General features: G+C 58.7%; 20 protein-coding genes and 1 pseudogene. 3 read left to right on the forward strand and 18 right to left on the reverse strand.

Features of this window, described 5'->3' with window-relative positions; genetic code table 11:
- Positions 1 to 58 precede the first annotated feature (58 nt).
- The 4 genes from ACQZ48_RS22875 to ACQZ48_RS22890 all read right to left on the reverse strand — a co-directional run bounded on the left by ACQZ48_RS22875 (position 59) and on the right by ACQZ48_RS22890 (position 6,396).
- Positions 59 to 2,248, reverse strand: coding sequence for a TonB-dependent siderophore receptor (locus tag ACQZ48_RS22875; protein ID WP_448729515.1), 2,190 nt, complete (start codon positions 2,246 to 2,248; stop codon positions 59 to 61).
- A gap of 178 nt (positions 2,249 to 2,426) precedes the next feature.
- Positions 2,427 to 4,103 (reverse strand): ABC transporter permease, encoded by a 1,677-nt coding sequence (locus tag ACQZ48_RS22880; RefSeq protein ID WP_448729516.1) that lies wholly within the window; start codon positions 4,101 to 4,103, stop codon positions 2,427 to 2,429.
- 72 nt (positions 4,104 to 4,175) lie between these two features.
- Positions 4,176 to 5,192 (reverse strand): extracellular solute-binding protein, encoded by a 1,017-nt coding sequence (locus ACQZ48_RS22885; protein ID WP_443387408.1) that lies wholly within the window; start codon positions 5,190 to 5,192, stop codon positions 4,176 to 4,178.
- A gap of 148 nt (positions 5,193 to 5,340) precedes the next feature.
- Entirely contained in the window at positions 5,341 to 6,396 is a 1,056-nt protein-coding gene (locus ACQZ48_RS22890) for an ABC transporter ATP-binding protein (protein WP_448729517.1), read from the reverse strand.
- A gap of 358 nt (positions 6,397 to 6,754) precedes the next feature.
- Here ACQZ48_RS22890 and ACQZ48_RS22895 point away from each other — a divergent pair, with 358 nt between their 5' ends.
- Together ACQZ48_RS22895 and pgi are read left to right on the forward strand one after the other, a co-directional pair.
- A complete protein-coding gene (locus tag ACQZ48_RS22895; protein WP_191217385.1) occupies positions 6,755 to 8,467 on the forward strand; it encodes a long-chain fatty acid--CoA ligase in 1,713 nt (570 codons plus the stop codon).
- Between the two features lie 139 nt (positions 8,468 to 8,606).
- Positions 8,607 to 10,232, forward strand: coding sequence for a glucose-6-phosphate isomerase (gene pgi, locus ACQZ48_RS22900; RefSeq protein WP_137409713.1), 1,626 nt, complete (start codon positions 8,607 to 8,609; stop codon positions 10,230 to 10,232).
- A gap of 62 nt (positions 10,233 to 10,294) precedes the next feature.
- Here the strand turns inward: pgi and ACQZ48_RS22905 are convergent, their stop codons facing one another.
- The 13 genes from ACQZ48_RS22905 to ACQZ48_RS22965 form a co-directional block, all read right to left on the reverse strand.
- Positions 10,295 to 11,023 (reverse strand): esterase family protein, encoded by a 729-nt coding sequence (locus ACQZ48_RS22905; protein WP_191217384.1) that lies wholly within the window; start codon positions 11,021 to 11,023, stop codon positions 10,295 to 10,297.
- The gene (locus tag ACQZ48_RS22910; protein ID WP_077984479.1) at positions 11,020 to 11,985 is read right to left on the reverse strand and encodes an acetylxylan esterase; all 966 of its coding nucleotides are present in this window, start codon (positions 11,983 to 11,985) and stop codon (positions 11,020 to 11,022) included. The genes ACQZ48_RS22905 and ACQZ48_RS22910 overlap by 4 nt, the downstream gene beginning before the upstream one ends.
- Positions 11,986 to 12,109: 124 nt before the next feature.
- Positions 12,110 to 13,036 carry a carbohydrate kinase family protein gene (locus ACQZ48_RS22915; RefSeq protein ID WP_137409710.1) on the reverse strand — a complete coding sequence of 309 codons (927 nt, stop codon included), beginning with the start codon at positions 13,034 to 13,036 and terminating at the stop codon, positions 12,110 to 12,112.
- Positions 13,037 to 13,135: 99 nt separating this feature from the next.
- Positions 13,136 to 13,834 carry an orotate phosphoribosyltransferase gene (locus ACQZ48_RS22920; RefSeq protein WP_077984455.1) on the reverse strand — a complete coding sequence of 233 codons (699 nt, stop codon included), beginning with the start codon at positions 13,832 to 13,834 and terminating at the stop codon, positions 13,136 to 13,138.
- Positions 13,835 to 13,980: 146 nt separating this feature from the next.
- The gene (gene pyrC / locus ACQZ48_RS22925; RefSeq protein WP_137409709.1) at positions 13,981 to 15,018 is read right to left on the reverse strand and encodes a dihydroorotase; all 1,038 of its coding nucleotides are present in this window, start codon (positions 15,016 to 15,018) and stop codon (positions 13,981 to 13,983) included.
- A 113-nt stretch (positions 15,019 to 15,131) separates the two neighbouring features.
- Positions 15,132 to 16,169 carry a 4-hydroxyproline epimerase gene (locus tag ACQZ48_RS22930; RefSeq protein WP_191217383.1) on the reverse strand — a complete coding sequence of 346 codons (1,038 nt, stop codon included), beginning with the start codon at positions 16,167 to 16,169 and terminating at the stop codon, positions 15,132 to 15,134.
- A gap of 127 nt (positions 16,170 to 16,296) precedes the next feature.
- Positions 16,297 to 17,619, reverse strand: a complete 1,323-nt coding sequence (locus ACQZ48_RS22935) for an alpha/beta hydrolase (RefSeq protein ID WP_077984452.1) — start codon at positions 17,617 to 17,619, stop codon at positions 16,297 to 16,299.
- Between the two features lie 183 nt (positions 17,620 to 17,802).
- Entirely contained in the window at positions 17,803 to 19,299 is a 1,497-nt protein-coding gene (locus ACQZ48_RS22940) for an acetyl-CoA hydrolase/transferase family protein (protein ID WP_173988015.1), read from the reverse strand.
- Positions 19,300 to 19,592: 293 nt separating this feature from the next.
- Entirely contained in the window at positions 19,593 to 20,393 is an 801-nt protein-coding gene (locus ACQZ48_RS22945) for a phosphodiesterase (RefSeq protein WP_191217382.1), read from the reverse strand.
- A 66-nt stretch (positions 20,394 to 20,459) separates the two neighbouring features.
- A complete protein-coding gene (locus ACQZ48_RS22950) occupies positions 20,460 to 21,752 on the reverse strand; it encodes an ABC transporter substrate-binding protein (protein ID WP_077984449.1) in 1,293 nt (430 codons plus the stop codon).
- A gap of 42 nt (positions 21,753 to 21,794) precedes the next feature.
- A complete protein-coding gene (locus ACQZ48_RS22955) occupies positions 21,795 to 22,616 on the reverse strand; it encodes a carbohydrate ABC transporter permease (protein ID WP_077984448.1) in 822 nt (273 codons plus the stop codon).
- Positions 22,616 to 23,542 (reverse strand): carbohydrate ABC transporter permease, encoded by a 927-nt coding sequence (locus ACQZ48_RS22960; protein ID WP_191217381.1) that lies wholly within the window; start codon positions 23,540 to 23,542, stop codon positions 22,616 to 22,618. The genes ACQZ48_RS22955 and ACQZ48_RS22960 overlap by 1 nt, the downstream gene beginning before the upstream one ends.
- Positions 23,539 to 24,684 (reverse strand): ABC transporter ATP-binding protein, encoded by a 1,146-nt coding sequence (locus tag ACQZ48_RS22965; RefSeq protein ID WP_191217380.1) that lies wholly within the window; start codon positions 24,682 to 24,684, stop codon positions 23,539 to 23,541. The genes ACQZ48_RS22960 and ACQZ48_RS22965 overlap by 4 nt, the downstream gene beginning before the upstream one ends.
- Before the next feature lie 623 nt (positions 24,685 to 25,307).
- Here ACQZ48_RS22965 and ACQZ48_RS22970 point away from each other — a divergent pair.
- A complete protein-coding gene (locus ACQZ48_RS22970) occupies positions 25,308 to 25,907 on the forward strand; it encodes a hypothetical protein (RefSeq protein ID WP_191217379.1) in 600 nt (199 codons plus the stop codon).
- A 446-nt stretch (positions 25,908 to 26,353) separates the two neighbouring features.
- On the opposite strand, the pseudogene ACQZ48_RS22975 reads toward ACQZ48_RS22970, so the two are convergent.
- A pseudogene (locus tag ACQZ48_RS22975) lies at positions 26,354 to 26,436 on the reverse strand (IS5/IS1182 family transposase); the annotation flags it as partial.

The raw sequence follows: 26,436 nt of genomic DNA on the forward strand, positions 1-26,436 counted from the left end.
TATTCATGTTTATAGTGGCAAACTGCTTACCCCGCAACTGCCGGCCTTCGGCCAAGCATTACCACTTCTTGGAAAGCTTGAAGGTGACGGTGCGGCTATCGCCCCAGCCGCAAACGGAGACGCCGGCGCAGCTTTTCACATATTCCTTGTCGAAGACATTGGCGACGTTGATCGATGCGGTCCAGTCGTTCTTCTCGTAGCGGATTGCGGCGTCGAAGACGGCGGCATCCGGAACGCGCAGCGTATTTGCCTCATCCGCCCAGGATTTACCCTGATACCGTACGCCGCCGCCTAGGCTCAGCCCATCGAGTGCATCATTGGTGAAGGTATAGTCCAGCCACAGCGAGGCGGTTTGGGTGGGCACGATCCAGGGCGATTTGCCGATAAGGTTCGGGTTGGCATCGCGGGTAATCTCCAGATCCGTATAGGAATAGGAGGCGAGCGCCTTCCAGTTCTCGCTGAGATTGGCTTTGGCCTCCAGCTCGAAGCCGGTGGATTCCACCTGCCCGAACTGGCCGCTCGTGGTCACGCCGCCGGCGGTATAGGAAACGATGGCATTGTCCTTGACCAGCTTGAAGACGGAGGCCGTGATGCTGCCGTCGAAGAAGCTCGGCTCGTATTTGATGCCGGCTTCGAACTGATGCCCTTCCTCCGGGGAAGCCGGGGTGCCGTCGGCAAGCGTATCGATCAGCGGATTGAAGAAGGTGGCGGCCGAGATATAAGGGGTCAGGCCATTGTCGAATTCATAGGCCAGACCGGCACGGCCGCTCAGCGCGTCGTCATTGGAGCGGCGGGAAACACCCGCCGGCAGCCTGTTGTTCAGTTCCGTATCGACGTAGTCATAACGGCCATTCAGCGTGACCAGCCAGCCATCGCCAAACCGCAACTGATCCTGGGCATAGATGCCGATCTGCTGCTGGGTGACGATATTGTCGGCATAAACGAAGTTCGTTCCCTGTGTCGAGCCATAGACCGGCTTCAGCGCGCCGATCGCATTCGATCCACAGCAGGCCTGCACCTGATCCAGCCGGTAATATTTATAATCAAGGCCGAACAGCAGCGAATGGCTGACCGCGCCGGTATCGAACTGGCCTTCGACGCGGTTGTCGATGCCGAAGCTGTCGACCTTCGACAAACCGTCATAACCGAAGCGGGTCAGCATATAGTCGTTAGTGGTGGGATCGAGGATCGGCTGACCGTTGGCATCGGCATTGGCCCAGCCGCCCGGATAGGGCCCTTTCTCATGCTTGTAGAGGTGGCCATAGCGGGCGTTCTGGCTGATCTTCCAGCCGTTGTCGAATTCATGGCTGACCTCGTAACCCACCATGGACTGGTAGACGCGGCCATTATCGATATCCGGCTCGCCATAAAAGGCCTTGCGGTCAAGCTTGCCGAAGGGTGCGTCGACCACGGTGCCGACATAGGGCAGGAAACCGTTGCCGATATGAACCTGATCAAGCGCCGAGAAATAGCCGTAGAGCGTGGCGCTTGTCTGTGCGTCCGGCTCGAAGGTGATCTGCGGCATGATGAAACCGCGCAGATCCTCGGAATAGTCAGTGTAATTGTCGCCGCCCGAGACCTTGCCGGTGACGCGGTATTTCCACACGCCTTCACCATCGACCTTGTCGCCGAGATCGAAACCGAAGAAGGCATTGCCGAAATTATTGATGCCGATTTCCGTTTCGCGCACCGGCTCATCCTGCGGGCGCTTACGGACCATCTGCACGATACCACCGGGATTGGCGCCACCGTAAAGCACAGAGGCGGGGCCCTTTAGAACTTCCACGCGCTCCAGACCGTAGGCATCCATCTGGAAACCGCCGAAACCGTAGCTGAACAGGTTCAGACCATCCAGAAACACGCCCGTCTGGGTGGCCTGGAAGCCACGAATGTAAAACCAGTCCGTGTCGGGGTCGGCGCCGAAAGGCTCCGCCGTCACACCGGGGGTATAACGCAGCACCTCGTCGATTTTCGTCACCGCGCCGCGGTCATCCATTTCCTGGCGGCCGACGACAGATACGGATTGCGGAATATCCTTGGTTTCCGTCTCGGTTTTCGAACCGCTGGCGCTTTTCGTCGCGACATAACCCCGGACCGGGCCAGTCGCGTTTTCCGCGCCCTGCCCTTCAACGGTAATCTGCTGCAGAACGGTCGTTTCCTGCGCGTGGCCCATCACGGGCCCCATCAGAACAACGGCAGCCGTTCCCAACAGCAGACGGCTCAAAAACATCCCATGCAAATTTTTCAAAGATATGCCCCGAAACAGATCGCAGCCGGTATCATATCCGACAGGCCGCAGCGCCTCAATTAAGATGAGTGTTTACATCAGGATTAAGGCGGGATGCTTGTCGTTTTCGGGGCTGATTTGAAGCTTATTGGCTTCTCACACAGTTTCAGACCCGCCATTTGTGAGGGCGGACATGGAATCAGCCCTTGCGTCGGCCGATCCTCGCAAGCAGCACCACAGGGAGCATGCCGATGACGACAATCGCCAGAGCTGCGATAGACGCCTCCTCATAGGTGCCGCGTGCCGCTTCACCATAAAGATGGGTGGCGAAGGTTTCGAAATTGAGCGGGCGAAGGAGAAGCGTGGCGGGAAGTTCCTTGACGCAATCGACGAAGATCAGCAGTGCCGCCGCCGCCAGCGAGGCCCTGGAAAGCGGCAGATGAATCTGGCGGAAGGTCTGGGTCGCGGAACGCCCAAGCGTGCGCGAGGCGTGATCGAAGGATTGCGGGATGCGGCTGAGCCCCGCATCGACACCACCAGCGGCAATGGTAAGGAAACGGGCGCAATAGGCATAGATGAGGGCGGCGCCGCTGCCAATGAAGATGAGGCCGGTGGAAATGCCGAACCAGTCACGCATGGTCTGGTCGACAAAACGGTCGAAACCGCCAAGCGCGATCAGCACGCCGATGGCGATGACCGTGCCCGGGGCCGCATATCCAACCGTCGAAAGGCGATAGGACCAGCGCGCGAGACGTCCCGGTGCAAGCCGCATTGCGTAAGCAACCGCGAGCCCGAGGATAAGGGTGATCGCCGTCGCCAGCCCGGCAAAGAGGATGGTGTTCGCGGCCTCCTCGGCAAAGCGCGCCGACAGGCCGCTGAAGCGGAACCGCTTCCATGCCTCGATGACGAGATAGCTCGCCGGCGCCACGAAGCCGATCAGGACCGGCAGGCTGCCAAGCGCAAAGGCCGCCCAGCCCTTCGGGCCGGTCAACCGCAGCGGCTCCAGTTCCCTGTTTTTCTGCGCCGAAACCGAATAACGCTGCCTGCGCCGCGCCCAGCGCTCCAGCGCCACGAGGGCAACAACGATGAACAACATGGATAGCGCGATCTGCGCCGCACCCGGCAGGTCCGATTTCGTGACCCAGGTGGTGTAGACGGAAACGGTGAGAGTGCGGACGCCAAGGAACTCCGAAGCGCCTATATCATTCAGCGCTTCCATCAGCGCAAGACTGATGCCGACCGCAATCGCTGGTCGCGCCAGCGGCACTGCCACCTTGAAGAAGGCCGCGCGTCTGGAAACGCCGAGCGTTCGCGCCGCTTCCAGCAGGTTTCCCGCCTGCGTCAGGAACATGGCGCGCACGGGAATATAGACATAGGGAAACAGCACGAAGCCGAGAAGGACGATGCAGCCCGTCATGGACCTTATGTCCGGCAGACGGAGCTCACGCGGGCTGGAATAACCGAGCAGCCAGCGGATCGCACCCTGCACCGGTCCTATCGGATGCAGAATATCCAGATAGGCGTAAGCGACGATATAGGTGGGCATGGCCAGCGGCAGCAGCAGCGCCCATTCCAATATTTTGCGGCCGGGAAAATCATAAGCGGTGACCAGCCAGGCGGCATAGGTTCCGACGACACCGGCCAGCAGCCCGACCCCGGCGAGAAGGATCGCCGTATCCGGAAGCGCCGTCCAGAGCACGGTCGAGCCGAGATGCGCCCACAGGCCGTCCGAGCCCTGCACCGCCTGCGAAACAAGCGCCAGAACCGGCACCATGGCGCCACAAACCGCGAGCAAAGAAAGGCCCAGCCACCAGAAGGTGGAGGAAAACCTGGCTCTCGCCGGGGGGGGCAATGGCTGGATGGCGTCTGGATTCATGTGCTTCTGGAAAATACGCGGAAAGGCGTCCGCGGGTGCGAACGCCTTCCACATTGTTATCGTCGACTGGCCTTACTTGTCGAAACCGACCTTGTCGACCAGCTCGCTCGCCTGCTTGCGATGCGAGACGATTTCCGTGAGCGGCTTGTTGTCGATCTTCAGCGTGCCGAAGGAAGCGATGATCTCGTTGAGAGCCGCGCCCTGCTTGACCGGATATTCGTAGTTGGCTTCAGCATAAATCTTCTGGGCTTCGTCGGAGACGAGATATTCCAGAAGCTTGACGGCTTCCGCCTTGTTCGGAGCGTTCTTGGCCACGGCTGCGCCGCTGATATTGACCTGCGTGCCGCCATTTTTGAAGGTCGGCAGAACCACCTTGATGGCATCGCCCCACTTCACCTGCTCCTCGCCGCCCTTGCCCGAGCGCATCAGGCCGACATAATAGGAGTTGGCAATGCCGATATCGCAAATGCCGCCGAGGATGTCCTTGGCAACGTCACGGTCGCCGCCGCCGGCCTTGCGGGCCAGGTTGTCCTTGACGCCGGCGAGCCACTTCTCGGTGTCCGCAGCGCCGTAGTGGGCAATGTAATCGGCAAACAGCGCCGTGTTATAGGGATGCTGGCCGGCGCGAATGCAGACCTTGCCCTTCCACTTCGCATCCGCCAGATCTTCATAGTTGAAGGCGGCGAGATCGAGATCCTTCGCTGCGTAGAGAACACGGGCGCGCATGGACAGCGCGAACCAGTGACCCTTGGCATCGCGAAGCTCAGCGGGAACAGCCTTGGTCAGGGTCTCGGATTCGACCGCCTGGGTGACACCCTTTTCGGCGAGATCAACGAGATTACCGGCATCCACCGTCATCAGAACGTCGGCAGGCGAGCTTGCGCCCTCGCTCAGAACGCGCTCGGCAAGACCATCCTTCAGGAACACGGTATTGACCTTGACGCCGCTCGAGGCAGTGAAAGAGTCGAGCAGCGGCTGGATCAGGCCCGGTTCGCGGGTGGTATAAATGTTGAGTTCAGCAGCGCCGGCCGTTCCGGTCGCAAAGGCAACCGTGCTGGCAAGCAGGGCAAATCTCGTAAATTTCGTCATGTTTTGTCTCCCTCTGCGATAGCGGCAATATGGAGGAGCAGACATCATACATGACGCACCAAATCAAGTTTTATTTCTCTGTTTTCAAGGCGGAGTCGATCACCAAGAGTTGAAAATGGAGCGAGAATAAGCATGCAAATCCGCTCACTCAACCTACAGTAAATATCAACACTCCCTTGGGATCGATACCGAAGCGCACCGTCTTGGTCCGGGTGGGTGTGCGCTGCATCGTCCTCACACGCAGATCTGCCGAAAGTCCGGGCACGGCTATGCCAAGCTGCTCGATCTCCCCGAGGAAGACACGGCTCGATATTTCGCCGGCAATTCCTTCTTTCGCCGCACCGTCCTCGATGATCGAAATCGCATTTGGGCGAACATAGGCAACGGCGGCGAGACCGTCAGGCAGATCGGACGCATCGCCCAGAAGCCCGAGCGGCGTTTCGACGCGGCCCTGTCTCATCCGGCCCTCGATCTTGTTGAAGGCGCAGAAAAAATCGGCGGCATAACGGGTTTTGGGATGATCGTGGATTTCGTAACCCGTGCCGCTCTGCACGATGCGACCTTGCTGCATCAGAACCACACGGTCGCCTGCGGAAAGCGCTTCTTCCGGATCATGGGTGACCATGATCGCCGTGGTGCCCAGCTGCCGCAGGAGCCCGAGCGTTTCCTCACGCACACTGTCTCGCAGTCCCCTGTCCAGATTGGAAAAGGGTTCGTCCATCAGAAGTAATCCCGGCTGCGGGGCAAGCGCGCGGGCAAGAGCCACACGCTGCTGCTCCCCGCCCGACAGCGTATGCGGATAACGTTTCGCCAGTTCCTGCAGGTGAACATGTTCGATCATTTCCGCAGCACGACGACGCGCCTCCGCCTTCGGCAGCGACCGTAGACCGAACATGACATTCTGTTCCACGGTCAGATGCGGGAACAACGCATAGTCCTGAAAGACGAAACCGATATTGCGCTTTTCCGGCTCCACGAAAACAGCGGGACCGGCAACGACAGCGCCGTTCAGGGAAACGCTGCCATGGTCTGATGTCTCCACACCCGCCACGATGCGCAGCAAGGTCGATTTTCCACAGCCGGAGCGCCCCACCAGGCAAATGATTTCGCCGCGTTCGACGGAAAGATCGATATCGGACAGCACATCCGTATCGCCGAATCTCTTCCCGACCGATTTCAGTTCCAGCGCTACTCTGCCTGCCATTTCCAATCCTGCCCTGCTTTGCGAATTATGTTGATCGCTCAAATCAGGATTAAAGTCAAAAAAGCCTGGCGAAATGCGTTTCTCCTCACGGATTGGCGCAATGTGCGGCAGCAATATTGACGTTTACGTTAGAGTTAAATAAGCTTTGCCAACAAGATGGACGTTAAGGGATTACGCGTCTATCATTCGTCACCGGGGAGCGAGAGGAGCGGTCGATCCGGTGACGCCACACGGGGTTCCCTCAATCAGGCTGATTGGGCCGCCTGAATGCGGGCGCTTCGTGAATGTCAGGCAGCACAAAGCGCCTCTTCGCGGTTCATCGAACGCGCGGCGCGACAAAGACTCTGGGAGGAGCAGCATGAGTGAATTGTCCCTGGGACATCCGGAAAATGTCGGTGTTACCAAACGCTGGCTGGCATCCTATCCGCCGGGCGTGCCTTCAGAGATCCCCACCTCGACAAATGCCTCGCTCGTCGACCTTCTCGAAAAGAGTTGCAAGCAATTTGCCGATCGCAAGGCCTTTTCCAGCATGGGAAAGTCCCTGACCTATCGGGAACTGGACGCCGAGACCCGCGCGGTCGCTGCCTGGCTGCAGTCCAGAGGGTTGGAAAAAGGAGACCGGGTTGCAGTGATGATGCCGAATATCCTGCAAAATCCCGTCGCGGTTTATGGAATTCTACGGGCGGGCATGGTCGTGGTCAATGTCAACCCGCTCTATACCCCGCGCGAACTGGAACACCAGCTGAAAGATTCCGGCGCGAAAGCCCTGTTCGTGCTGGAAAACTTCGCCCATGTGGCGCAGCAGGCGGTACCAAAAACCGCGGTGCGGCATGTGGTCGTCGCCGCGATGGGTGATCTTCTCGGCCTCAAGGGTCATATCGTCAACCTGGTGGTTCGCAAGGTCAAGAAGCTGGTGCCGGCCTACGCCATCCCCGGCTCGATCAGCTTCAAGGCCATGCTGAAGGAAGGCCAGGGATTTTCCTTGAAGCCGGTCAGCCTCACGGCACAGGACATCGCCTTCCTGCAATATACCGGTGGAACGACGGGCGTCTCAAAGGGTGCGGTTCTCACCCATGCCAACCTTCTGGCCAACAAGCTTCAGATCAGCCTGTGGCTGGACGCCGCCTTCAACGGCCGAAAGGACCGCCCTGATGTTCTGAACTTCATCTGCGCGCTGCCGCTCTGCCACATCTTCGCATTGACGGTGAATTCGCTGATGGGCATTGCGCTCGGCGGCCACAATCTGCTGATCGCCAATCCACGCGACATTCCCGGCTTCGTGAAGGAACTGACGCATTATCAGCCGCATATTTTCCCCGGCATCAACACGCTTTTCAACGCGCTGATGAACAATGAGGATTTCCGCAAACTCGATCTGTCATCGCTCATTCTGGTTCTCGGTGGCGGCATGGCCGTGCAGAGGCCTGTCGCGGAACGCTGGCTTTCCATCGTCGGCTGCCCGATTGCCGAGGGTTACGGCCTCTCCGAGACATCACCCGTTGCAACGGTCAATCGTCTCGATTCCACGGAATTCAGCGGCACCATCGGCCTGCCCATCTCCTCTACGGAAATCGATATTCGCGACGAGGACGGCAAGAGCCTGCCAACAGGTGAAGTCGGCGAGATCTGCATTCGCGGCCCACAGGTCATGGCCGGCTATTGGCAAAGGCCGGATGAAACCGCGAAAGCCATGACGGCGGACGGCTTCTTCCGTTCCGGCGACATGGGCTTCATGGACGAGCGCGGTTACACCAAGATCGTCGACCGCAAGAAGGACATGATCCTCGTTTCCGGTTTCAACGTCTATCCAAACGAAGTAGAGGAAGTGGCCGCCAGCCATCCGGGCGTGCTGGAATGCGCCGCAATCGGTGTTCCGGATGAACATTCCGGCGAAACCGTTAAGCTTTTCGTTGTCAAGAAGGACCAGTCGCTCACGGAAGCGGAACTCAAGGCCTTCTGCGCCAAGAGCCTGACCAACTACAAAAGGCCGAAAATCATCGAGTTCCGCACCGAGTTGCCGAAATCGAATGTCGGCAAAATCTTGCGGCGCGAATTGCGCAATCTGAACTGATTGTCACGCGCAATGGGGAGAGCCGGACGACCGGCTCTTTCTTTCGTCCCGGCCCTTTTCTTTTATCAAAGTCGCCTTGATTTGGCCGCCTGAAAAAGAATAGTTTCCTCATCCTTCCACGGAAGCCGAGGAGCACAAGATGCAGGCCACCATCGAAAAACTGAAAGCAACGGCGAGCAGCACAGCCGCAACCGATCTGCGCGCCGCCTTTGCGGCAGACGACAAGAGATTCAGCCGTTTCAGCGCCAAATTCGATGACCTGTTGATGGACTACTCCAAATGCGCCGTGAATGAGGAGATCATCACACTTCTCGAACAGCTCGCGCGCGAAGGCGGCGTCGAGGCCAAGCGCGAAGAAATGTTCTCCGGCAAGGCGATCAACTTCACCGAAGACCGCGCCGTGCTGCATACGGCGCTACGCAATCGCTCCAACACGCCGGTTCTCGTGGACGGCAAGGACGTGATGCCCGATGTGAACGCCGTTCTGGCGGCCATGGGCAAGTTTGCCGATGCGATCCGTTCCGGCTCCCTCAAGGGTGCGACCGGCAAAAAGATCACCGACGTCATCAATATCGGCATCGGCGGCTCCGATCTCGGCCCGGTCATGGCGACGCTGGCGCTCGCACCGTTCCATGATGGCCCGCGCGCGCATTTCGTTTCCAACATCGATGGCGCGCATATTGCCGATACGCTGAAGCTCATCGACCCCGAGACCTCGCTCTTCATCGTGGCGTCGAAGACCTTCACCACCATCGAGACGATGACGAACGCCGCCACCGCGCGCCGCTTCATCGCCGAGAAGCTCGGTGAGGCTGCCGTCAAGCATCACTTCGCCGCCGTTTCCACCGCGCTGGAAAAAGTTGCCGCCTTCGGCATCGAAAGCGACCGCATCTTCGGTTTCTGGGACTGGGTGGGCGGACGTTATTCGATCTGGTCGGCCATTGGCCTGCCGCTGATGATCGCCATCGGCCCGGATAATTTCGGCAAGTTCCTGGATGGTGCACATGCCATGGACAGGCACTTCCGCGAGGCACCGATCCGAGAAAACCTGCCGATGCTGCTCGGTCTCATCGGTTTTTATAACCGTAACGTGCTGAATTATCCGACACGCGCAATCCTGCCTTATGACCAGCGGCTGTCGCGTTTCCCCGCCTATCTGCAGCAGCTCGACATGGAGTCGAACGGCAAGGGTGTGACCATCGACGGCACGCCCGTCGAAGGCCAGTCCGGCCCGGTCGTCTGGGGTGAGCCCGGCACCAACGGTCAGCACGCCTTTTACCAGCTCATCCATCAGGGCACGAGCGTCATTCCGGCGGAATTCATGATTGCCGCCAATGGTTTTGAGCCAGAACTGCGCCACCAGCACCAGCTTCTCATCGCCAATTGCCTGGCGCAATCGGAAGCGCTGATGAAGGGCCGTACGCTTGCAGAAGCGAAAGCCCAGCTCACCTCCAAGGGCATGGAAGACAGCCAAGCCGATTTCATCGCGCCGCACCGCGTCTTCACCGGCAACCGCCCGTCCATCACCTTCGTCTACGACAAGCTGACGCCTTTTGCGCTTGGCCGCCTCATCGCGCTTTACGAACACCGCGTTTTCGTCGAAGGCGTGCTGTTCCGTATCAACTCCTTCGACCAATGGGGCGTGGAGCTTGGCAAGGAATTGGCAACCGGCCTGCTTCCCGTCGTCGAAGGCAAGGAAAGTGCGGCGGGCCATGACAGCTCGACGCAGGGACTGGTGAAGGCGCTAGCGGGTCTGGCGGGCTGAGGTTCGTTACGACCAAGATCCAAAAAAGCCGGAGACACCTCCGGCTTTTTTAATGGGGCGGCTCAAATATAAAGCGCGGCCATCTTGCGCCACGCACCCGCACGGTGGGCGCGGCCGTCCCAGACGTGCATCCGATGCCCCACCTGCTTATCCGACAGGACACGGCTCAGATGATGATTGTTGTCCAGAAACGGGTCGGCATCGCCGATGGTGAAGACTATGTCGATACGCCGCAGGTGATCAAGCCGCCATGGGCAGTCAAGGCCCGGAAGAAAGTGGCTGGGTGTATGGAAATAGACGTCGTCGTCGTAATAACCGTCTAACAGATCGCCGAAGGATTCCACCTTCATCGTCAGATCATAACGACCGGAAAAGGCGACGAGCTTGCGAAAAAGATGCGGGTGGCGAAAGACGAGGCTGGCGGCCTGAAATGCACCGAGACTGCAACCCTGCACAATGGTGCTGCCGTGAGGATTTTTCTCTGACATCAGCGGCAGCACTTCGTTCAGAATATACTCTTCGAAAGCGGCATGGCGGCGAATGCGATCGGCGGGATGATGCCATGCCGCATAGAAGGTCTCTCTGGCCAGCCCCTCTATGCAATAAAGCTGAAGGTGGCCCGCCTCCAGCTTGTCAGCGAGACTGCCGACAAGGCCCAGTTCCTCATATTCGAAAAATCGCCCGTCGCGTGTCGGAAACATCAGCACCTTCGCACCGGCATGACCGAATATCAGGAGCTCCATGTCACGATGGAGCCTGTGACTATACCAACGGAAATATTCGCGTTTCATGGCACCTTGAAAAACCGTCTGACCTTGTCCTTATGGACCGCATCTTGCGATGCGCTGTCAGGGTAATCGAAATGTCCGGCGTCGAGGATGAAGATTTCATTAAATTTCGATTCTGGCAAAGCATTGGCCACGGCGAACTGGCAAGGTGGCGCCACTGCCGGATCGAAAAGCGCAGGCGCGACCAGCATCGGGACTTTTATGCGGGCGGCAGCACAGGCGGCATCGAACAGGCGCAGCGTTTCGAGCACATGGGCGTGGGTCTTGGAATAGGCCTGGACGGCATCCGCGCTGCCAACGGTCGGTAACGTCAACCAGAACGGCCTGTGGCCGAATGTCGGCACGACAAGGTGGCCACGATCAATGCGCTTGTCGAAAGGAATGGCCAGGGCACCGATGCCGCCGCCGAAACTGATGCCGCTGTAACCCACCTGCCCGTCCAGCCAGGGATAAAGGCTTATGAGCGTGGAAACGGCAACCCACAGATCGTCAACGCAGCCGCCGATGACGTAATCGTCCTTCCTGTCGATATTATAGAGGACATGTAGGGCCGGATCGGACGAGATCGGCGGACAGGTGCTGAGCGAAAGCCCACGAAAACAGGGAAACAACACGGCCGTCTCTTCCACGGGCACGTCAAAATCAGGAGCCTCGCGACCGCCATAACCATGGCCAACAACGAGGCCGCGACGCACCTGTCCCTCGCGCGGCAAAAGCAGCCATCCGCCGATGCGAAAACCGTCGGTGGATGTGTAGGTCAAATCTAGGACATGCCAGCGGGGGTCGCTGAGCCTGCTCTTGCGCAGCACCGGCCGGGGATCCGTGGCGAGCGCGCGGCGATAGCGCTTTTTCCAGAAATCATCGAAGCCGGGTGGCGCCTCGGGCGGGGTGATGGCCAGCAGCTGTTCACGCTGCATGCCATAGGTCGGGTCGAAATCAAAAGGATGGGACTTGGGAACGCTCATGCGACGCTTGTTTCGTGAAAAAACAGCGGACACAAGCTTCATAATATCGAAATAACGGTTTTTTACGGCTTTAGCGCCGGGAAGAGTGTTGAACCACTCGTTCAAAATGGTTCAACCGCGCCCATCACAAACCGATTTCATGCGCAAAGGGCGGATTTGCCCCGGCCCGCGAAACGGTGACTGCCGCAGCCTTTGCCCCCAGCGCAAGCGCCTTTCTGATCTGCTCTTCCGTCAGGGAGGCAACCTGCGCCTTGGTGAGAAGACCCTGCATTTTCAGCGAAGCCAGAATGCCGGCATCGAAGGTGTCACCAGCACCAACGGTATCCACGACCTCGACGCGTTCAGAGGCGACTTCAACCTTCAAGCCGGAGGTGTAGCCCACCGCGCCCTTGGCGCCACGGGTGACGACGACCAGCTTTGCACCGTGATGCAGCCAATGGCGGGCAAGCGTGTCCTCATCCCCTTCAAGACCGAACCAGGCGAGGTCCTCATCCGAGAACTTGACGATGTCAGACATGGCGGCCATGCGGCGGATGCGGGCCATATGCGACTGCTTGTCCTTGATGAAACCGGGGCGGATATTGGGATCGAGCGAAATGACACGGCTTTCATGCTCGCGTGTCATCAGCGCCTCATAGGTGCTGCCGCAGGGCTCCGGGATAAGGCTGATCGCGCCGAAATGCAGCGCCTCGCAATCCGCGCCCAGTGCCGGAAGCTCCTTCTCGGTAATCATCCGGCCAGCGGTGTTCTCGTCGTAGAACGCATAGGTCGCATGACCTTCCACCAGCTTCACGAAGGCGATGGTGGTCGGGCGCGAAAGGGTGGCGCAATAGCTGAAATCGACATTGCTGGCGCGCAGGGTTTCCCGCAGGATATCACCCATCATGTCATCGGAAAGACCCGTGAAGAAGGCGGAAGGAACGCCGAGACGCCCCAGCGCAATCGCCGTGTTGAAGACCGCTCCGCCTGCATAGGGGGCAAAACCCGCCTCGCCCAGCGTCGTCTGCCGGGGCAGCATGTCAATCAGGGCTTCACCACAACACAGGATCATTACGGTCCTCCTCAAAACAGCAAATCAAATGAACTTAAATCGATTTAGACGAAGATCGATCGGAAGGCCAGCCACAAGCTGGGCTGGCCACATCCGAAATCACGATTGCGGCAATTCGCTGACGCCGCCGTGCTTTGCCGACCAAGGCAGTGGGTTGTCGAGGAAGGCTTCAACCTCTGACAGGGTCTTTTCGTCGAACAGTTTTTCAGCGCGGGCAACAGCCAGAACATCGCGCCAGGTCGTCAGATAATGCAGTTTGACATTGCCGTTGGAAAAGCGCGCTTCAGCCTCTTCGAAGATGCCGTAATAGAACAGCGCGATGCCATGATCGACAATGCCGCCAGCCGCCCGGATAGCATCGATGAAGGTGAACATCGACCCGCCGGCCGTCGTCAGATCCTCGATGACCAAAACGCGAGCGCCTTCCGGCATATGGCCTTCGATCTGGGCATTGCGGCCGTGGCCTTTCGGCTTCTTGCGGCAATAGATCATCGGCAGGCCGAGGCGCTCGGCAAGGAAAGCAGCAAAGGGAATGCCTGCCGTTTCACCGCCGGCGACACAGTCGAACTTCTCGAAACCCGCCTCGCGCATCACCGCCGCCGCCGCAAAATCCATGGCTGCGGAGCGAATGCGCGGGAAAGAGATCAGCTTGCGCATGTCGATATAGACAGGGCTCTTCATGCCCGAGGCAAAGGTATAAGGGCTTTCGGAATTGAAATGGACAGCCTTGATTTCCCACAACATTTTCGCAACCAGTTCCGCAACGACGGTGCGATCGGTGAATGTGAAGTGGTTCATAGGCGTTCTCCTTTTAGGCCTTGGTTTCTCGCTCCGAAAACCCGGATGGGTGTTCGGAAAGCACGCGTTTTTGTTCGGTATGCCGTCGCCCGCCGAGGTACTGGCAGACCATAACAAAACCGCCGGCAGTGCCGGCGGTTATAAAATCAGTCTACATCCCAATGGAGCGGGAACATCGGGTCAAATACGGTGACCGGCCCCGCGCCCGTCTCGATCTTGGCCGGGAATGATACCGGCTCGTCGCGCTTGACCAGCGTGATGGTCTCCTCGTTTGGCGCAAGACCATACCAGGCCGGGCCGTTGAGCGAGGCGAAGGCCTCCAGCTTGTCGAGGGCGTTTTCATCCTCGAAGACATGGGCAAGGCAGCTCATGGTGTTGATCGAGGTATAGATGCCGGCGCAGCCGCAGGCGCATTCCTTCAGCGGGTCCACATGCGGAGCGGAGTCCGTGCCGAGGAAGAAGCGCGCGTCGCCCGACGTCGCAGCAGCCCGCAGCGCAAGCCTGTGCTCCTCGCGCTTGGCGACGGGCAGGCAATAATAATGTGGCTTGATGCCGCCAACCAGAATGGCGTTGCGGTTGATGATGAGATGATGGGTGGTGATTGAGCCGGCGATGTTGGCCTTGGAAGACTTGATGTAATCCACGCCGTCGCGGGTGGTGATGTGCTCCATCGTCACCTTGAGCTCCGGCAGGCGCTGGCGCAGCGGTTCCAGAACCGTATCGATGAAGGCCTTTTCGCGGTCGAAAATATCGACCTCCGGCGTCGTTACCTCACCGTGCACGCAAAGCGGCAAGCCGATCTTCGCCATGCGTTCCAGAACCGGCATGGCCTTGTTGAAATCGCGCACCCCGCCGTGGGAATTGGTGGTCGCACCCGCCGGATAGAGCTTGACGGCAGTGATGAGGCCGCTTTTTTTGCCCTCTTCCACATCGTCGGCCTGCGTGTCCTCGGTCAGATAGAGGGTCATCAACGGCTCGAAACGGTCACCCGCCGGAATTGCCTTGACGATGCGTTCGCGATAGGCGCGGGCGTCGGCCGTGGTAACAACCGGCGGCACCAGGTTTGGCATAATGATGGCGCGGGCGAAATGGCGGCTCGTATCCCCGATCACCCCTTCCAGCATGGCGCCATCACGAAGATGCAGGTGCCAGTCATCAGGGCGGCGCAGGGTGAGCGACTTCATCGGGATACCTCGGAGCATGACGGAATTGGCGCCCGCTTAGCATCTTTTGCCGCGGGAAAACAGCCGCCAAAGTTCATCGGGCGGCTGTAAATGTCATTTTTTTAAAGCATACCTCAGATGTTGCCCGCTTCCGGACCCCAGACATCGGTCATGGCAAAACCATCGGCCAGCGGGTCGAAGGGATCAAGGCCGACCTGATGCAGACCGAAGGTGAAGCCACGCCCGGCAATGGTGGGAATGACGGCCGGACGGCCCGCCACTTCGGTGACGGCGGAAAGGCCGACATCGAATTCCGACCCGATGATCGAGCGGGATTTATATTCGTCGCCCACCTTCACCTTGCCGCGCGCATAAAGCGTGGCGAGATTGGCGGAATTGCCGGTGCCACAGGGCGAGCGATCCGCGCGGCCTGGCCACATGGTGGTGCAGGTGCGGATGGAACCATCGGCATCCACATCACGGAACATGACGTAAGCGACGCCTGATATGGCCGGGATTTCCGGATGCACGACGGTCATTTCACGGTTGACCAGGTCCTTCAGGATCATGCCGGCCGAGACCAGCTTGGCGGCATTGGCCTTTTCGATCGTGAGCCCGATCTGGCGGACATCCACCAGCGCATAAAAAATGCCACCGTAGGAAATATCCATCGTCACCCTGCCCCATTCGGGCGTGTCGATGCTGATATCCAGCTCATGCAGGAAGGATGGCACCATGGTCAGCTTGACCTTTTCGCAGCGCCCGTCGCGGCAGGTGGCCGTCGCTTTGACGAGACCAGCGGCCGTTTCGAGGATGATGACCGTTTCCGGCTCCTGCATTTCCACCATGCCGCTTTCCAGAAGCGCCGTCGTCGCGCAGATGGAATTCGAACCCGAACTGGCATGCGCCTGATCCGGCTGGAGAATGACGAAGGCGGCGTGCGCATCGGGATGTTTCGGCGGCAGGAGCAGGTTGACCGACCCCATGGGCGTACCGCGCGGCTCCAGCGTCAGGAAGCGGCGCAAAGCTTCCCCTTGCGGATCGGTGTTCATCCAGTGCAGCTGTTCGGCCACGGTGTTGCCGGGAATTTTCGGCGCGCCGCCAGTGACGACACGGCCGATTTCGCCTTCGCAATGAACATCGAGAAGCTGGAGGGTGCGTTTCCAACGCATGGGGTCTACTCCGGAAGTTGGGTTGTTGGCCCGACCATACAGATAAAAATACAAGCTGTATACAAATCTGCGGGAGTGTGGTGACAAAAACGCCTGACGTTTCCGCCCCCCCCGGTCGTATCGTGGCTTAGCGACTACGGCATTCCGCCCGGTTTCGATTTGCGGCGGCATCGCAGTTGACCCTTGACGACTGAAGCGCCTGATCATCCACCACGGATCCGGCCGTATCACCCACCGACCCGACGGTGTTTTCGACGGAACGGCCAAGCCGCTCCACCTGCCTGCCATAATTTTCCCGCGTGCGCGGATCGAAGACCGCGATCGGCGCACTGACCACCACGCTCGCCGCCGTTCCGACGGTTTGCGCAGCACCGATACTGACGGCACCCAACGCTTCGCCCAGGCCGACATCGGAATCCGTCACCGTCTGGCCGGCAATGAGACGGTCGCCGATCAGGCGGACGACCTCGGGACTCTCGGCAAATTTTCCGTGATTCAGACGATCACCGGATTGCAGCTTGGTGAGATCGAGAACGGTGATGCCAGCTTTTTCCAGCTGGCTGCGATAGGGCTCCACGGAAGGATCGATCTGGCCGAGGCGATCGACATTGCCGGAAATGCGACGCGACAGGCTGAGCGCGCGGTCATCCTGCGACACGAAGAGGGTGAATTTCGGCGGCGTTTTACCGAGGCTGCTGAATTGCCGGCTGAACACGTCGACATCGAGATCCGGAGCAGCCAGAATGACATTGCTTATCTTGGGATCAACGCGGCCGTTGCGGATGGCCATCTGGCGCAGCGCCTCCACCGCAAGCCAAGTGCCCATGGAATGGGCCATGACGGTGACTTCGCGTATGGATTTATCTTTCGCCAGCCGCGTCAGCATCTCCTCCAGCGAATCGCGGGAATAGTTGGTGCTTTCCTTATCGTAATTATAGTCGAAAATGCTCGCGCGCGACGGCCAGGTGAAGACCACTGGAACGACATCCGTGCCGGAATCATGGACGATCTGGGCGAAGCGATAGACGGATTCCTCGTAACGATTGTTGAAACCATGCACGAAGACCAGCACACGGCGGTCCTTTGCGATATGCTTACTGATCCAACTTCTGGTTTCTGCTTCGGAGAGAATGGGCTCAACCGCAACCGTGGTGAAATCCTTCAGCGGATTGGGTGGCAGTTTTTTCGGCCATTGCACCTGACCAACCTTGCGGTTGGCAGCAGGCGGAATGGAGACCGTGACCGCATCGACCTTCAGCCCCGTTCCCCGCTCGCCGCCGAAAAGAACCGCGGGATTTTCGGACGGGGCGCGCGTTGTCGCAACGAGGAGATTGACCGGCGTCGTACCGACCACAGTTTGTCCCGTCGGTGTCATGACCCCGATGGGCCGCCCGCCGCAGCTTGCAAGCAGGGCGACAATCGCGATCATGGCGACGAAGCGAAGGGGCATCACATCACTCTCCTACAACCCTGAGGCAGCTCGATAGCGGCCGGGTGGAGAAGATTTTCTACCGGAGGCGGAACAGTCGCGCCAGCAACCTAAGCGGAGTGGCGGGCACTTTCCCCAGCGGTGTGTCCAAACGGACCCAATTGCCGGTCGAAAAACCGGCAAGAGGACCACCTGTTTCAACGCCTATTGCTGGGGTCGCATCGTGCCCTTTTCCCGCAACGCCTGATGCCAGGACAACGCCTCTTCGATGAGATGCGGCGTATGCCCGCCCCGCGCTGTCGCCCGGTGATAATAGTCAGCCAGCGCATCGCGATAATCGGGATGGACGCAATTGGCGATGATGACAGCCGCACGCTCGCGAGGTGCCAGCCCGCGCAGATCGGCAAGCCCGATTTCGGTGACGAGGATATCGACATCGTGTTCGGTATGGTCGACATGGCTGACCATGGGCACGACGCTTGAGATCGCGCCACCCTTGGCGATCGACTTGGTAACGAAGATCGACATATAGGCGTTGCGGGCGAAATCGCCCGAGCCGCCGATGCCGTTCATCATGTGCGTTCCGCCGACATGGGTGGAATTGACGTTTCCGTAGATATCGAATTCCAACGCGGTGTTGATGCCGATGATACCGAGGCGGCGGATGACTTCCGGATGGTTGCTCACCTCCTGCGGACGCAGGATCAGCCTGCTTTTGTAATCGGCCAGTCGCGGCATGACCTGCTCGTTCATGGCAGAAGAAAGCGTGATCGATGAACCGGAAGCAAAGGTCAGCTTGTCAGCATCGAACAGTTCGAAGGTCGAATCCTGCAGGACTTCCGAATACATTTTCAGATCATGAAACGGCGTATCGATGAAACCATGCATGACAGCATTGGCAATGGTGCCGATACCGGCCTGAAGCGGCTGGAGTTCGTGGGTCATGCGGCCATGACGCACCTCGTTCAACAGAAAGTCGGTGAGATGGCCGGCAATCGCCTTGGTCTCGTCATCCGGCGGCAGCACCGTGGAGAAACTGTCGCTTTTGTCGCTCAGCACGATGGCGGCGATCTTTTCCGGCGGCACCGGAATGAAAGGCAGGCCGACACGGCTATCCGTCGCCACGACGGGGATGGGCATACGGGTCGGGCGCTTGGCGGGAATGAAGATATCATGAAGCCCTTCCAACACCTCGGGCTGTGACAGGTTGATCTCGACGATGACCTTATCGGCAAGGATGGCGAAACTCGCGGAATTACCTACGGAGGTGGTGGGAATGATGCCACCTTCCGCAGTGATTGCTACGGCCTCGATAATGGCGACATCGACGCCGTGGATCTGGCCGCCGCGCAATTGCTCGACCGTTTCGGAAAGGTGTTGATCGATGAACATCACCTTGCCGTCATTGATCGCTTTTCGCAAAGCCGGATCGGACTGGAACGGCATGCGGCGCGCCAGCATGCCGGCCTCGACCATTGTCTTGTCGAGATCGTTGCCGAGGGAGGCGCCGGTCATCAGAGTGATTTTCATGGGGTTCGTCTTGGCGCGCTCGGCCAGCGCCAGCGGCACTGCCTTGGCTTCACCGGCGCGCGTAAAGCCGCTCATGCCCACCGTCATGCCATCCTGAATGAGACTGGCGGCCTCTTCGGCGCTGACGATCCTGTTCAAGAGGGACACGTTGCGGATACGCTTTTCAAGCATGCAATTCTCCATGATCTGTCATCACGATGGCACGGCATTGGTCGGCCACCTTTCGGCGACTATGTATGGCGTGCCGTTTCATCGATGAAACTGACATAGATCAAGGGTGCGCACGGAACCATGGTTCCGATGCATCACATCCCGTTCAACAAACCAGAAGTGGCGCATCCCCGCGACAAGCAACGGGGTCTTCTCACCACCGCAACCCTGTAATCGGCAAAAAACCTCGCACCCTACACCGGGAACAGGCACGAGGCGAAGGTCATCCCCGTATAACACGGAAACGGCCGGTGTCAGGGACCTTCGCAGACAGGCGCCTGACCGAGCACGAGCTGCCCAACTTCCGCGTCATAGGCACGCAGGCCGAATGCACCAAGGCTTATGATCCGGTAACAGGGATTGCCGCCCGTCCACAGCGGATCGACAACATCGATATCGGTGATGAAACGATGCGCGCAGGCCTGACCGGAACTATAGGCGATGCCTTCGGCGGTCGTCCCTGCCATCGGCACATGTATATGGCCGAAAATGATGTGACGTATTCCGGCCGGATGAGCGGCGAGCCGGCGCATGACAGCGCCCTCATCATGCATACCGATATGTTCGAAGTGGCGGATGCCGCAATCCATCGGCGGGTGATGAATGAACACCGTCACCGGCAGGTCGTCCGCGCTTTCCAGCGCATTCTCCAGCCATGCCAGACGATCCGCGCCATACATGCCGCCGATGACATCGGCCTCGTGGCTGTCGAGAAACAGCAGCCGACCGAATTCCGTGTCGATGAAGGACTGGATATAGCCGTTGTCGTCACGCGGCTGCTCGGGAAAGGCAGCCACGAACTCCGGGCGACGGTCGTGATTGCCGAGCATCAGCCGCACAGGCACGGAGACCGGCGCGAGGATGTCTCGCAGCAGTTCATAGGCTTCCGGCTCGCCGTAATTGCAAAGATCACCCGTCATCACAAGAAGATCGGCGTCGGCGTGTTTTTCGACAATGTCGGCCACCGCCGCGCGCAGCTGCTTTTCCGGATCGACGCCGTTTACAGCAATGCCGGGGGGTACGAGATGAGTGTCGGTGATCTGGATGATCTTCATAACAGGGCTTTCTGCGCAAAATAGCTGCGGGAACGGATTTCCCCGCAGCCTTTTCAATGGTTTTGCTTATTTCAGCAGGGCGTTGGTCTGCTCGACGATCTGCTTGAGACCGTCTTCCGGCGTCACCTCACCGCGCATGACGGTGCCGATGATGTCGCGCTGAGTGCGCCAGATGCGGACGGAGTCGCCACCCGGATAACCGGCCCAAGGCAGAGAACGATCAGCCTGAAGCGAAGCGGTCTTCACATTCGGGTTCTCGACATAATAAGGAGCGAGGAAGTCCGGGCCGGTGGCCAGCTTGTTGGTCGGCAGGTAACCGGTGATGCGAACGATGGTGTTCTGTGCTTCTGGACCGGTGATCCACTTCAGGTACTTCCACGCCGCGTCCTGCTTGGCCTTTTCCTGGGTCAGGATAACGGCAGAGTTGCCGCCGGTCGGCACGCCGCCCTTTTCCTTGTTGTCGAGCGGGAAGGTTGCGGTCTTCAGCTTGAAGCGGTCGCCGACCAGACCCTGGATCGTCTGAACGTGGGCGGGCGTTGAGAAGATAAAGCCGGTGAGGCCTGCACCGAACTGCTGGCGAGACTGATCCCAGTCGAGCAGGTTCTGACCACCTTCGGTGACGAACTGACGGGTCATCTTCAGGGCGTTGAGGCCGATCTCGTTGTCGAAGCCAACGGTCTTGGCCTTCTCGTCAACGAGCTTTCCGCCCTGTTCGACGATGAGCGCCTGCCACAACCAGTCGTCCGGCCAGCCGTTGATGTCGTAGCTCATGCCGGCGAACTTCGGGTCGAGCGCCTTGATCTTCTTGGCGAGAGCAATGAGCTCAGCAAAGGTCGTCGGCATCTTGTCCGGGTCGCCGCCAGCCTTGGTCACGAGGTCGGAGTTGATGTAGATGATCGGCGAGGACGCATTGACCGGCAGGCCGTACTGCTTGCCGTCGATCTGGCCGAGGGCGGCCATCTTGGGGCTGTAGTTCTTGTCGAGGAAAGCCTGACCGCCTTCAGCCTCAATGAACGGGCCGAGATCGGTGATCTGGTTGCGCGGTGCGAGCGTGTGAACGAGTTCAGCCGTCAGGTTGTAACCCGAGAAATAAACATCCGGCAGATTGCCTGTGACGGCGGAGCGCAGAACCTGCTGCTGGCCTTCATTGTAACCGGCGGCCGGAGCGAGGAAGTTGATCTTCACATCAGGGTTCTTCTTCATGAATTCATCGGCCAGCGGCTGATGGAATTTGGTGAAGCCCGGCAGATTGTAAAGAACATTGAGCGTGATTTCGTTGGCCAGAACCGGCTGTGCGAGGCCAGCAAAAGCCATGCCAAGAGCCAGACCGCCCATCACAGCGCGTCGGTTGAGTTTCATATCAGTCTCCAGAAAGGTTGTGAGGAGGAAATCTGAACGGCGTCACTTGACGCCGGTCATGGTAATACCGGCGATGAAATGCCGCCGTGCGAGGAGGAAGCACAGCACCATCGGCGCGGTAATCAGTGTTGCGCCCGCCATCAGCGCACCGTAATTGGCGCCGGATTCGACATCCGCGAAAAGCATCATGCCAAGCGGCGGCGGGGCGAGATTGGTGTCGGAGACCACGATCATCGGCCAATAAAGGTCGTTCCAGTGGGCAACGAGCGAAAAGATCGAAAAAGCGGCAAGCGAAGGCAGAGAACCGCGAAGGACCAGCCCCCAGCAAATCTCCATTTCCGAGAACCCGTCCATGCGGGCGGCCTCGATGATTTCATTCGGATAGCTGCGGAAGGACTGGTTGAACAGGAAGATGGCGAAGACCGACAGGAAGAACGGCATCATCATCGCGAAATAGGTATTCAGCAACTCTGTCTTGGCCAGACCGACAAAGAGCGGCAATGCCAGGGCCTGAATGGGAACGCAGAGCGCGGCAATAACAAGGCCCAGCAGCAGCTTGCGGCCCGGAAACCTGAGCTTCGCCAACGCATAGGCGGCCGGAACCGATGTCAGGACCTGTACGACGAGAATACCGACGCAGACGATGACGCCGTTCAGCATGAAACGCGCCATCGGCACCTGACCCGCCGCCCGTGCATAATTGTCGGCCGCGTCAAATTTCTGCGGGATGGGCCAGAGCGACACATCGAAAATCTCTGCCGGCGAGCGGATAGAGGTCAGCACCATCCAGTAGAATGGCAGGAGCATCACGAAAGCGCCGAGAGCCAGTACGAGATGCGGGAAATATTTGCGGAGTGCGGCCATCAGTAATGCACCTTCCGGTCCATATGCAGCGTCTGGCCGATCGACAGGACCAGCACGATCACAAGGAAGATAATCGTCAGCGCGGCGGCGTAACCTGTGTTGGAATATTCGAAACCTTCGAGATAGAGGTCGAACAGCAGGGTTTCCGATCCGAAGCGGCCCTTGGTGAGCACAGCCACCGTCTCGAACACCTTGAAGGCCGAGATGGAGGTGGTGACCACCACGAACATGGTCGTCGGCCCGAGCATCGGCCAAGTCACGGTCAGGAAGCGATCAACCGGGTTCTTCGCGCCATCCAGCCGCGCCGCCTCGTGCAGATCCTTCGAAATGGCGGTGAGGCCGGCGAGGAACAGCACCATGTTGAAACCCAGGATCTGCCAGACGCCCATCAGCGCCATGGTGGGAATGAGGAGCACGGGATTGGAGAGAAAAGCGACGGGCTCGAAACCCAGCCATTTGATCGCCGCGTTCACTGGCCCAAGCGAAGGGTGCAGCAGGAACTGCCACACGGTCGCCATGGCGACGAGGGTTGCGGTGACGGGAAGGAAATAGGCCACCTCCCAGAAAGCGCGGCTGCGCTTGCGATTATACACGAGCAAAGCGACGCCGAGCGCCAGAAACACACCGAAGGGAATGACGATGAGCGCATAGATGGCGGTATTGGCCAGAGAGCGCAGGAAAACCGGGTCCTGAAACGCCTTGACGAAGTTTCCAAGGCCGACAAAGCGGGTGGAAAGCGAACCGAGCTGATAATCGGTGACGGCAAAACCGGCCAGAACGAACATCGGAACGATATAGATCGCCAGCAGCAGCAGGCTTGCGGGAGCAGCGAACATCAGGCCGCGCCAGATCATCCGCCGGTCCGCCTTTGACAGCCGCGGGCGAGCCTTCGCGCGCGCGGCCGTGGAAAAATCGACCGCCGTCATGCCGGCACCCGCTCGCGCACCGTCACCTTGCGGCGCAGACCGTCGGCCGCAAAAAGATGCGCGCGTTCCGGCGCAAAGCCGAGATTCATCACGCCATTCATATCCGCGCCCACAGCATCGCCGGCGCCCTGACGCAGGGTGATGGCGACCGTCTCGTCGCTCAGCAGGCGGCAGCTCACAAAGCGGTCGGCGCCATGGGTTTCGCTGCGCACCACGCGCACGGCAAAACCTTCTTCGCCCGGACGCAAATCCTCGGCGCGAAGGCCGAGCGTCGCCGGGCCGGCATCACGGCCAGCACCTTCAATGCCGAGATCGCGTCCAAAAGCGGCGATCTTGCCTTGCGCATCGATTTCGACCGGCAGCAGGTTGATCGAGGGCGTGCCGATAAAACGCGCGACCGTCAGGGTCGCGGGCTTGCGGTAAAGCTCGTCCGGCGTACCAAGCTGCTCGATACGGCCTTCCGACATCAGCGCGATGCGGTCGGACATGGTCATGGCTTCGATCTGGTCATGGGTGACATAGATGAATGTTGCGCCGAGCCGGCGGTGCAGGCCCGCCAGTTCCTCACGCATATGGGCGCGAAGCTTCGCATCGAGGTTGGAAAGCGGCTCGTCCATGAGGAAGGCTGCAGGTGAACGCACCAGCGCCCTTGCGAGCGCCACGCGCTGGCGCTGGCCGCCGGAAAGCTGCGCCGGCTTTCGATCCAGCAGATGCGCGATCTGTAGCGTCTCGGCCGCCTGCTCGACGGCGGCATCGATCTGCTTCAATGTTTCCGCAGGGGCCGCAAAACGTCCGATCAGCGGCAGGCGCGCGGCAAAAGGCAGGCGCCGCATCCTGAGCGGTGTGGCAATGTTCTGGCGCACGCTCATATGTGGATAAAGGGCGTAGGACTGGAAAACCATCGCCAGATTGCGATCGCTCGGATCAACCTCCGTCACATCCTGTTCACCGATGGACACCGAACCGCGATCCGGCGTTTCCAGCCCCGCAATGATACGCAGAAGCGTGGACTTGCCGCAGCCCGACATGCCGACGAGAGACAAAAACTCTCCAGGGCGGATGGAAAGATCGATCTCTTTCAGAACATCGTCGGCCCCGAAGCCCTTGCCGATTCCTGAAAGTTCAAGTGATTGTGGCATCATTCTGCGCTCCTTTTCTGGAGCGCATATGCTTTTATTGTATGACAATATGACGAAGGTTTGAGGAAGGTTCGATGACACTCGAAAGCCCGACAATCTCGGACTATCGGAAAACCCTTTGGTACAGGCCCTCACCCAAAACCACTAATATTTAGGGGGTATTGCTCAAATATTCCCCACTGGCATTTATAGACTGAGAACCGGGTCGGCAGTGCCGGTTTAAACGGCGGCGAGAATCACATGCGGTCGTAATTTTCCGGAATCGAATCCGCAAACACCTTGTCCGTTTCCAACGCGGCTTTCACCCCGGGGGCAGCTGATGAAGGGGTGATTTTAGCACATATTCGGAACGTTCGGAATTCGCGCGGCCCTACGGAGCCTCGAAGCATCCGTCTGAAGGAGTTGCCAATACCAGCGATATCGCGCGTGAGAGCGATTGTTTCAGGACTTCATTTTATCGGAAGAGAAATGGCGCACCCGAAGAGATTCGAATTCACCCGCTTAGGGAAAACAAAAACAGTCCTGACGTACATCGGCTGATAACGGAACGACTGAATCCGAACAGAAAGGGAGAGATGCATTTTCTAAGCTGGGGCAGACATACGGCTACAAACGAGTTTGCCCATGTGAAACATGTATTCCTGATTAGCATCTTACAATACAACGAGGCTCAATACGAGGCCATCGGAAGGGGTGCCAAGAAGTCGAGCTTTGATGAACCGTTTCTTGATGCCGATTATGAGAGCGTCAGGTTCGGAGAAATAGCCCATAACATCCTACAGGCCGCATGTCGTGGTACTGTCAGACGGTCTTTCGAGGGAGATTGCCCGCCGGGATGTAACCTCTACGTCATCTTTCCGACGAACAAGAAAGGCTTCTCCAGAGAGGGGCTGTCTCGGATATTTCCGGGTGCGACGATAAAGGACTGGGCGTCGTCTAAGAACGAGGAAACCAAGCTGACCGGCAACGCTCTGAAAGTCTATGACGCTGTCATGCAGACGGCTACAGGGGCGGAAAGCATAGCAGTATCGGATATCATGGACGTATCCGGTATCCGAGATAAAACGAACTTCTCCAAGATCGTGCAACGCCCTGACGTACAGGAGGGATTGAGGATAGAGGGTATCGAGTATCAGAAGGGTGTCGGACGGTCTGCCCCGATGTTTAGGAATAAACGGTATCTGCCATTCACAGCCACAGTAGCTAGGCAGAAGCTCCCCTTCTAGAGAGCATCTTAGCTAGTCAGGCGGGGGCGTAGAGTTAGTACAAAAGGAAACTGAGGAAGGTAATAAGAATTTAGCTAGTCAAACGTCCATATAGAAGAAACTCCTTATGGAGACATTACTAGCCAAAATTTCTGGCTATAATAAATCAAATGGCATACTTCAGCATGCTATAGTTACCATCACTTTTCCCTTGAACTAGCTTGACGCCCCCGCCCCGTCGTTCACGATCTGGCCATGACAGACATCACGACAGCCCCGATTGCAGATAAGAAGCTAATCATTACCCCCCAGTCTTGATCGATGTAGCCTTCTCTCAAGCAGAGGGTCAGAACGAAGTATAAGACAGCAACCAGCCCCCATCCGTAGCTAGCCCGTGCGTTTGCTTTTCGCCGATGGAGAGATTCGAGCTTGTGTCCCTCTGCACGTTCTCTTTCTAGGCCGTCGACTCATAAACTCTGACACCAGATTCTTGCGGCGACGAGTTTGACAGCTGCGAGATAGTTTTCCGGGCGCTTGTCGTAGCGCGTGG

The organism is Agrobacterium sp. 22-209-1 (assembly GCF_053522485.1).

Excerpts from the sequence above, each read along its gene's own strand:
- ACQZ48_RS22880 (WP_448729516.1), bottom strand. The coding sequence starts at position 4,103 with ATGAATCCAGACGCCATCCAGCCATTGCCCCCCCCGGCGAGAGCCAGG.
- ACQZ48_RS22885 (WP_443387408.1), bottom strand. The coding sequence starts at position 5,192 with ATGACGAAATTTACGAGATTTGCCCTGCTTGCCAGCACGGTTGCCTTT.
- ACQZ48_RS22890 (WP_448729517.1), bottom strand. The coding sequence starts at position 6,396 with ATGGCAGGCAGAGTAGCGCTGGAACTGAAATCGGTCGGGAAGAGATTC.
- ACQZ48_RS22895 (WP_191217385.1), top strand. The coding sequence starts at position 6,755 with ATGAGTGAATTGTCCCTGGGACATCCGGAAAATGTCGGTGTTACCAAA.
- pgi (WP_137409713.1), top strand. The coding sequence starts at position 8,607 with ATGCAGGCCACCATCGAAAAACTGAAAGCAACGGCGAGCAGCACAGCC.
- ACQZ48_RS22905 (WP_191217384.1), bottom strand. The coding sequence starts at position 11,023 with ATGAAACGCGAATATTTCCGTTGGTATAGTCACAGGCTCCATCGTGAC.
- ACQZ48_RS22910 (WP_077984479.1), bottom strand. The coding sequence starts at position 11,985 with ATGAGCGTTCCCAAGTCCCATCCTTTTGATTTCGACCCGACCTATGGC.
- ACQZ48_RS22915 (WP_137409710.1), bottom strand. The coding sequence starts at position 13,036 with ATGATCCTGTGTTGTGGTGAAGCCCTGATTGACATGCTGCCCCGGCAG.
- ACQZ48_RS22920 (WP_077984455.1), bottom strand. The coding sequence starts at position 13,834 with ATGAACCACTTCACATTCACCGATCGCACCGTCGTTGCGGAACTGGTT.
- pyrC (WP_137409709.1), bottom strand. The coding sequence starts at position 15,018 with ATGAAGTCGCTCACCCTGCGCCGCCCTGATGACTGGCACCTGCATCTT.
- ACQZ48_RS22930 (WP_191217383.1), bottom strand. The coding sequence starts at position 16,169 with ATGCGTTGGAAACGCACCCTCCAGCTTCTCGATGTTCATTGCGAAGGC.
- ACQZ48_RS22935 (WP_077984452.1), bottom strand. The coding sequence starts at position 17,619 with ATGCCCCTTCGCTTCGTCGCCATGATCGCGATTGTCGCCCTGCTTGCA.
- ACQZ48_RS22940 (WP_173988015.1), bottom strand. The coding sequence starts at position 19,299 with ATGCTTGAAAAGCGTATCCGCAACGTGTCCCTCTTGAACAGGATCGTC.
- ACQZ48_RS22945 (WP_191217382.1), bottom strand. The coding sequence starts at position 20,393 with ATGAAGATCATCCAGATCACCGACACTCATCTCGTACCCCCCGGCATT.
- ACQZ48_RS22950 (WP_077984449.1), bottom strand. The coding sequence starts at position 21,752 with ATGAAACTCAACCGACGCGCTGTGATGGGCGGTCTGGCTCTTGGCATG.
- ACQZ48_RS22955 (WP_077984448.1), bottom strand. The coding sequence starts at position 22,616 with ATGGCCGCACTCCGCAAATATTTCCCGCATCTCGTACTGGCTCTCGGC.
- ACQZ48_RS22960 (WP_191217381.1), bottom strand. The coding sequence starts at position 23,542 with ATGACGGCGGTCGATTTTTCCACGGCCGCGCGCGCGAAGGCTCGCCCG.
- ACQZ48_RS22965 (WP_191217380.1), bottom strand. The coding sequence starts at position 24,684 with ATGATGCCACAATCACTTGAACTTTCAGGAATCGGCAAGGGCTTCGGG.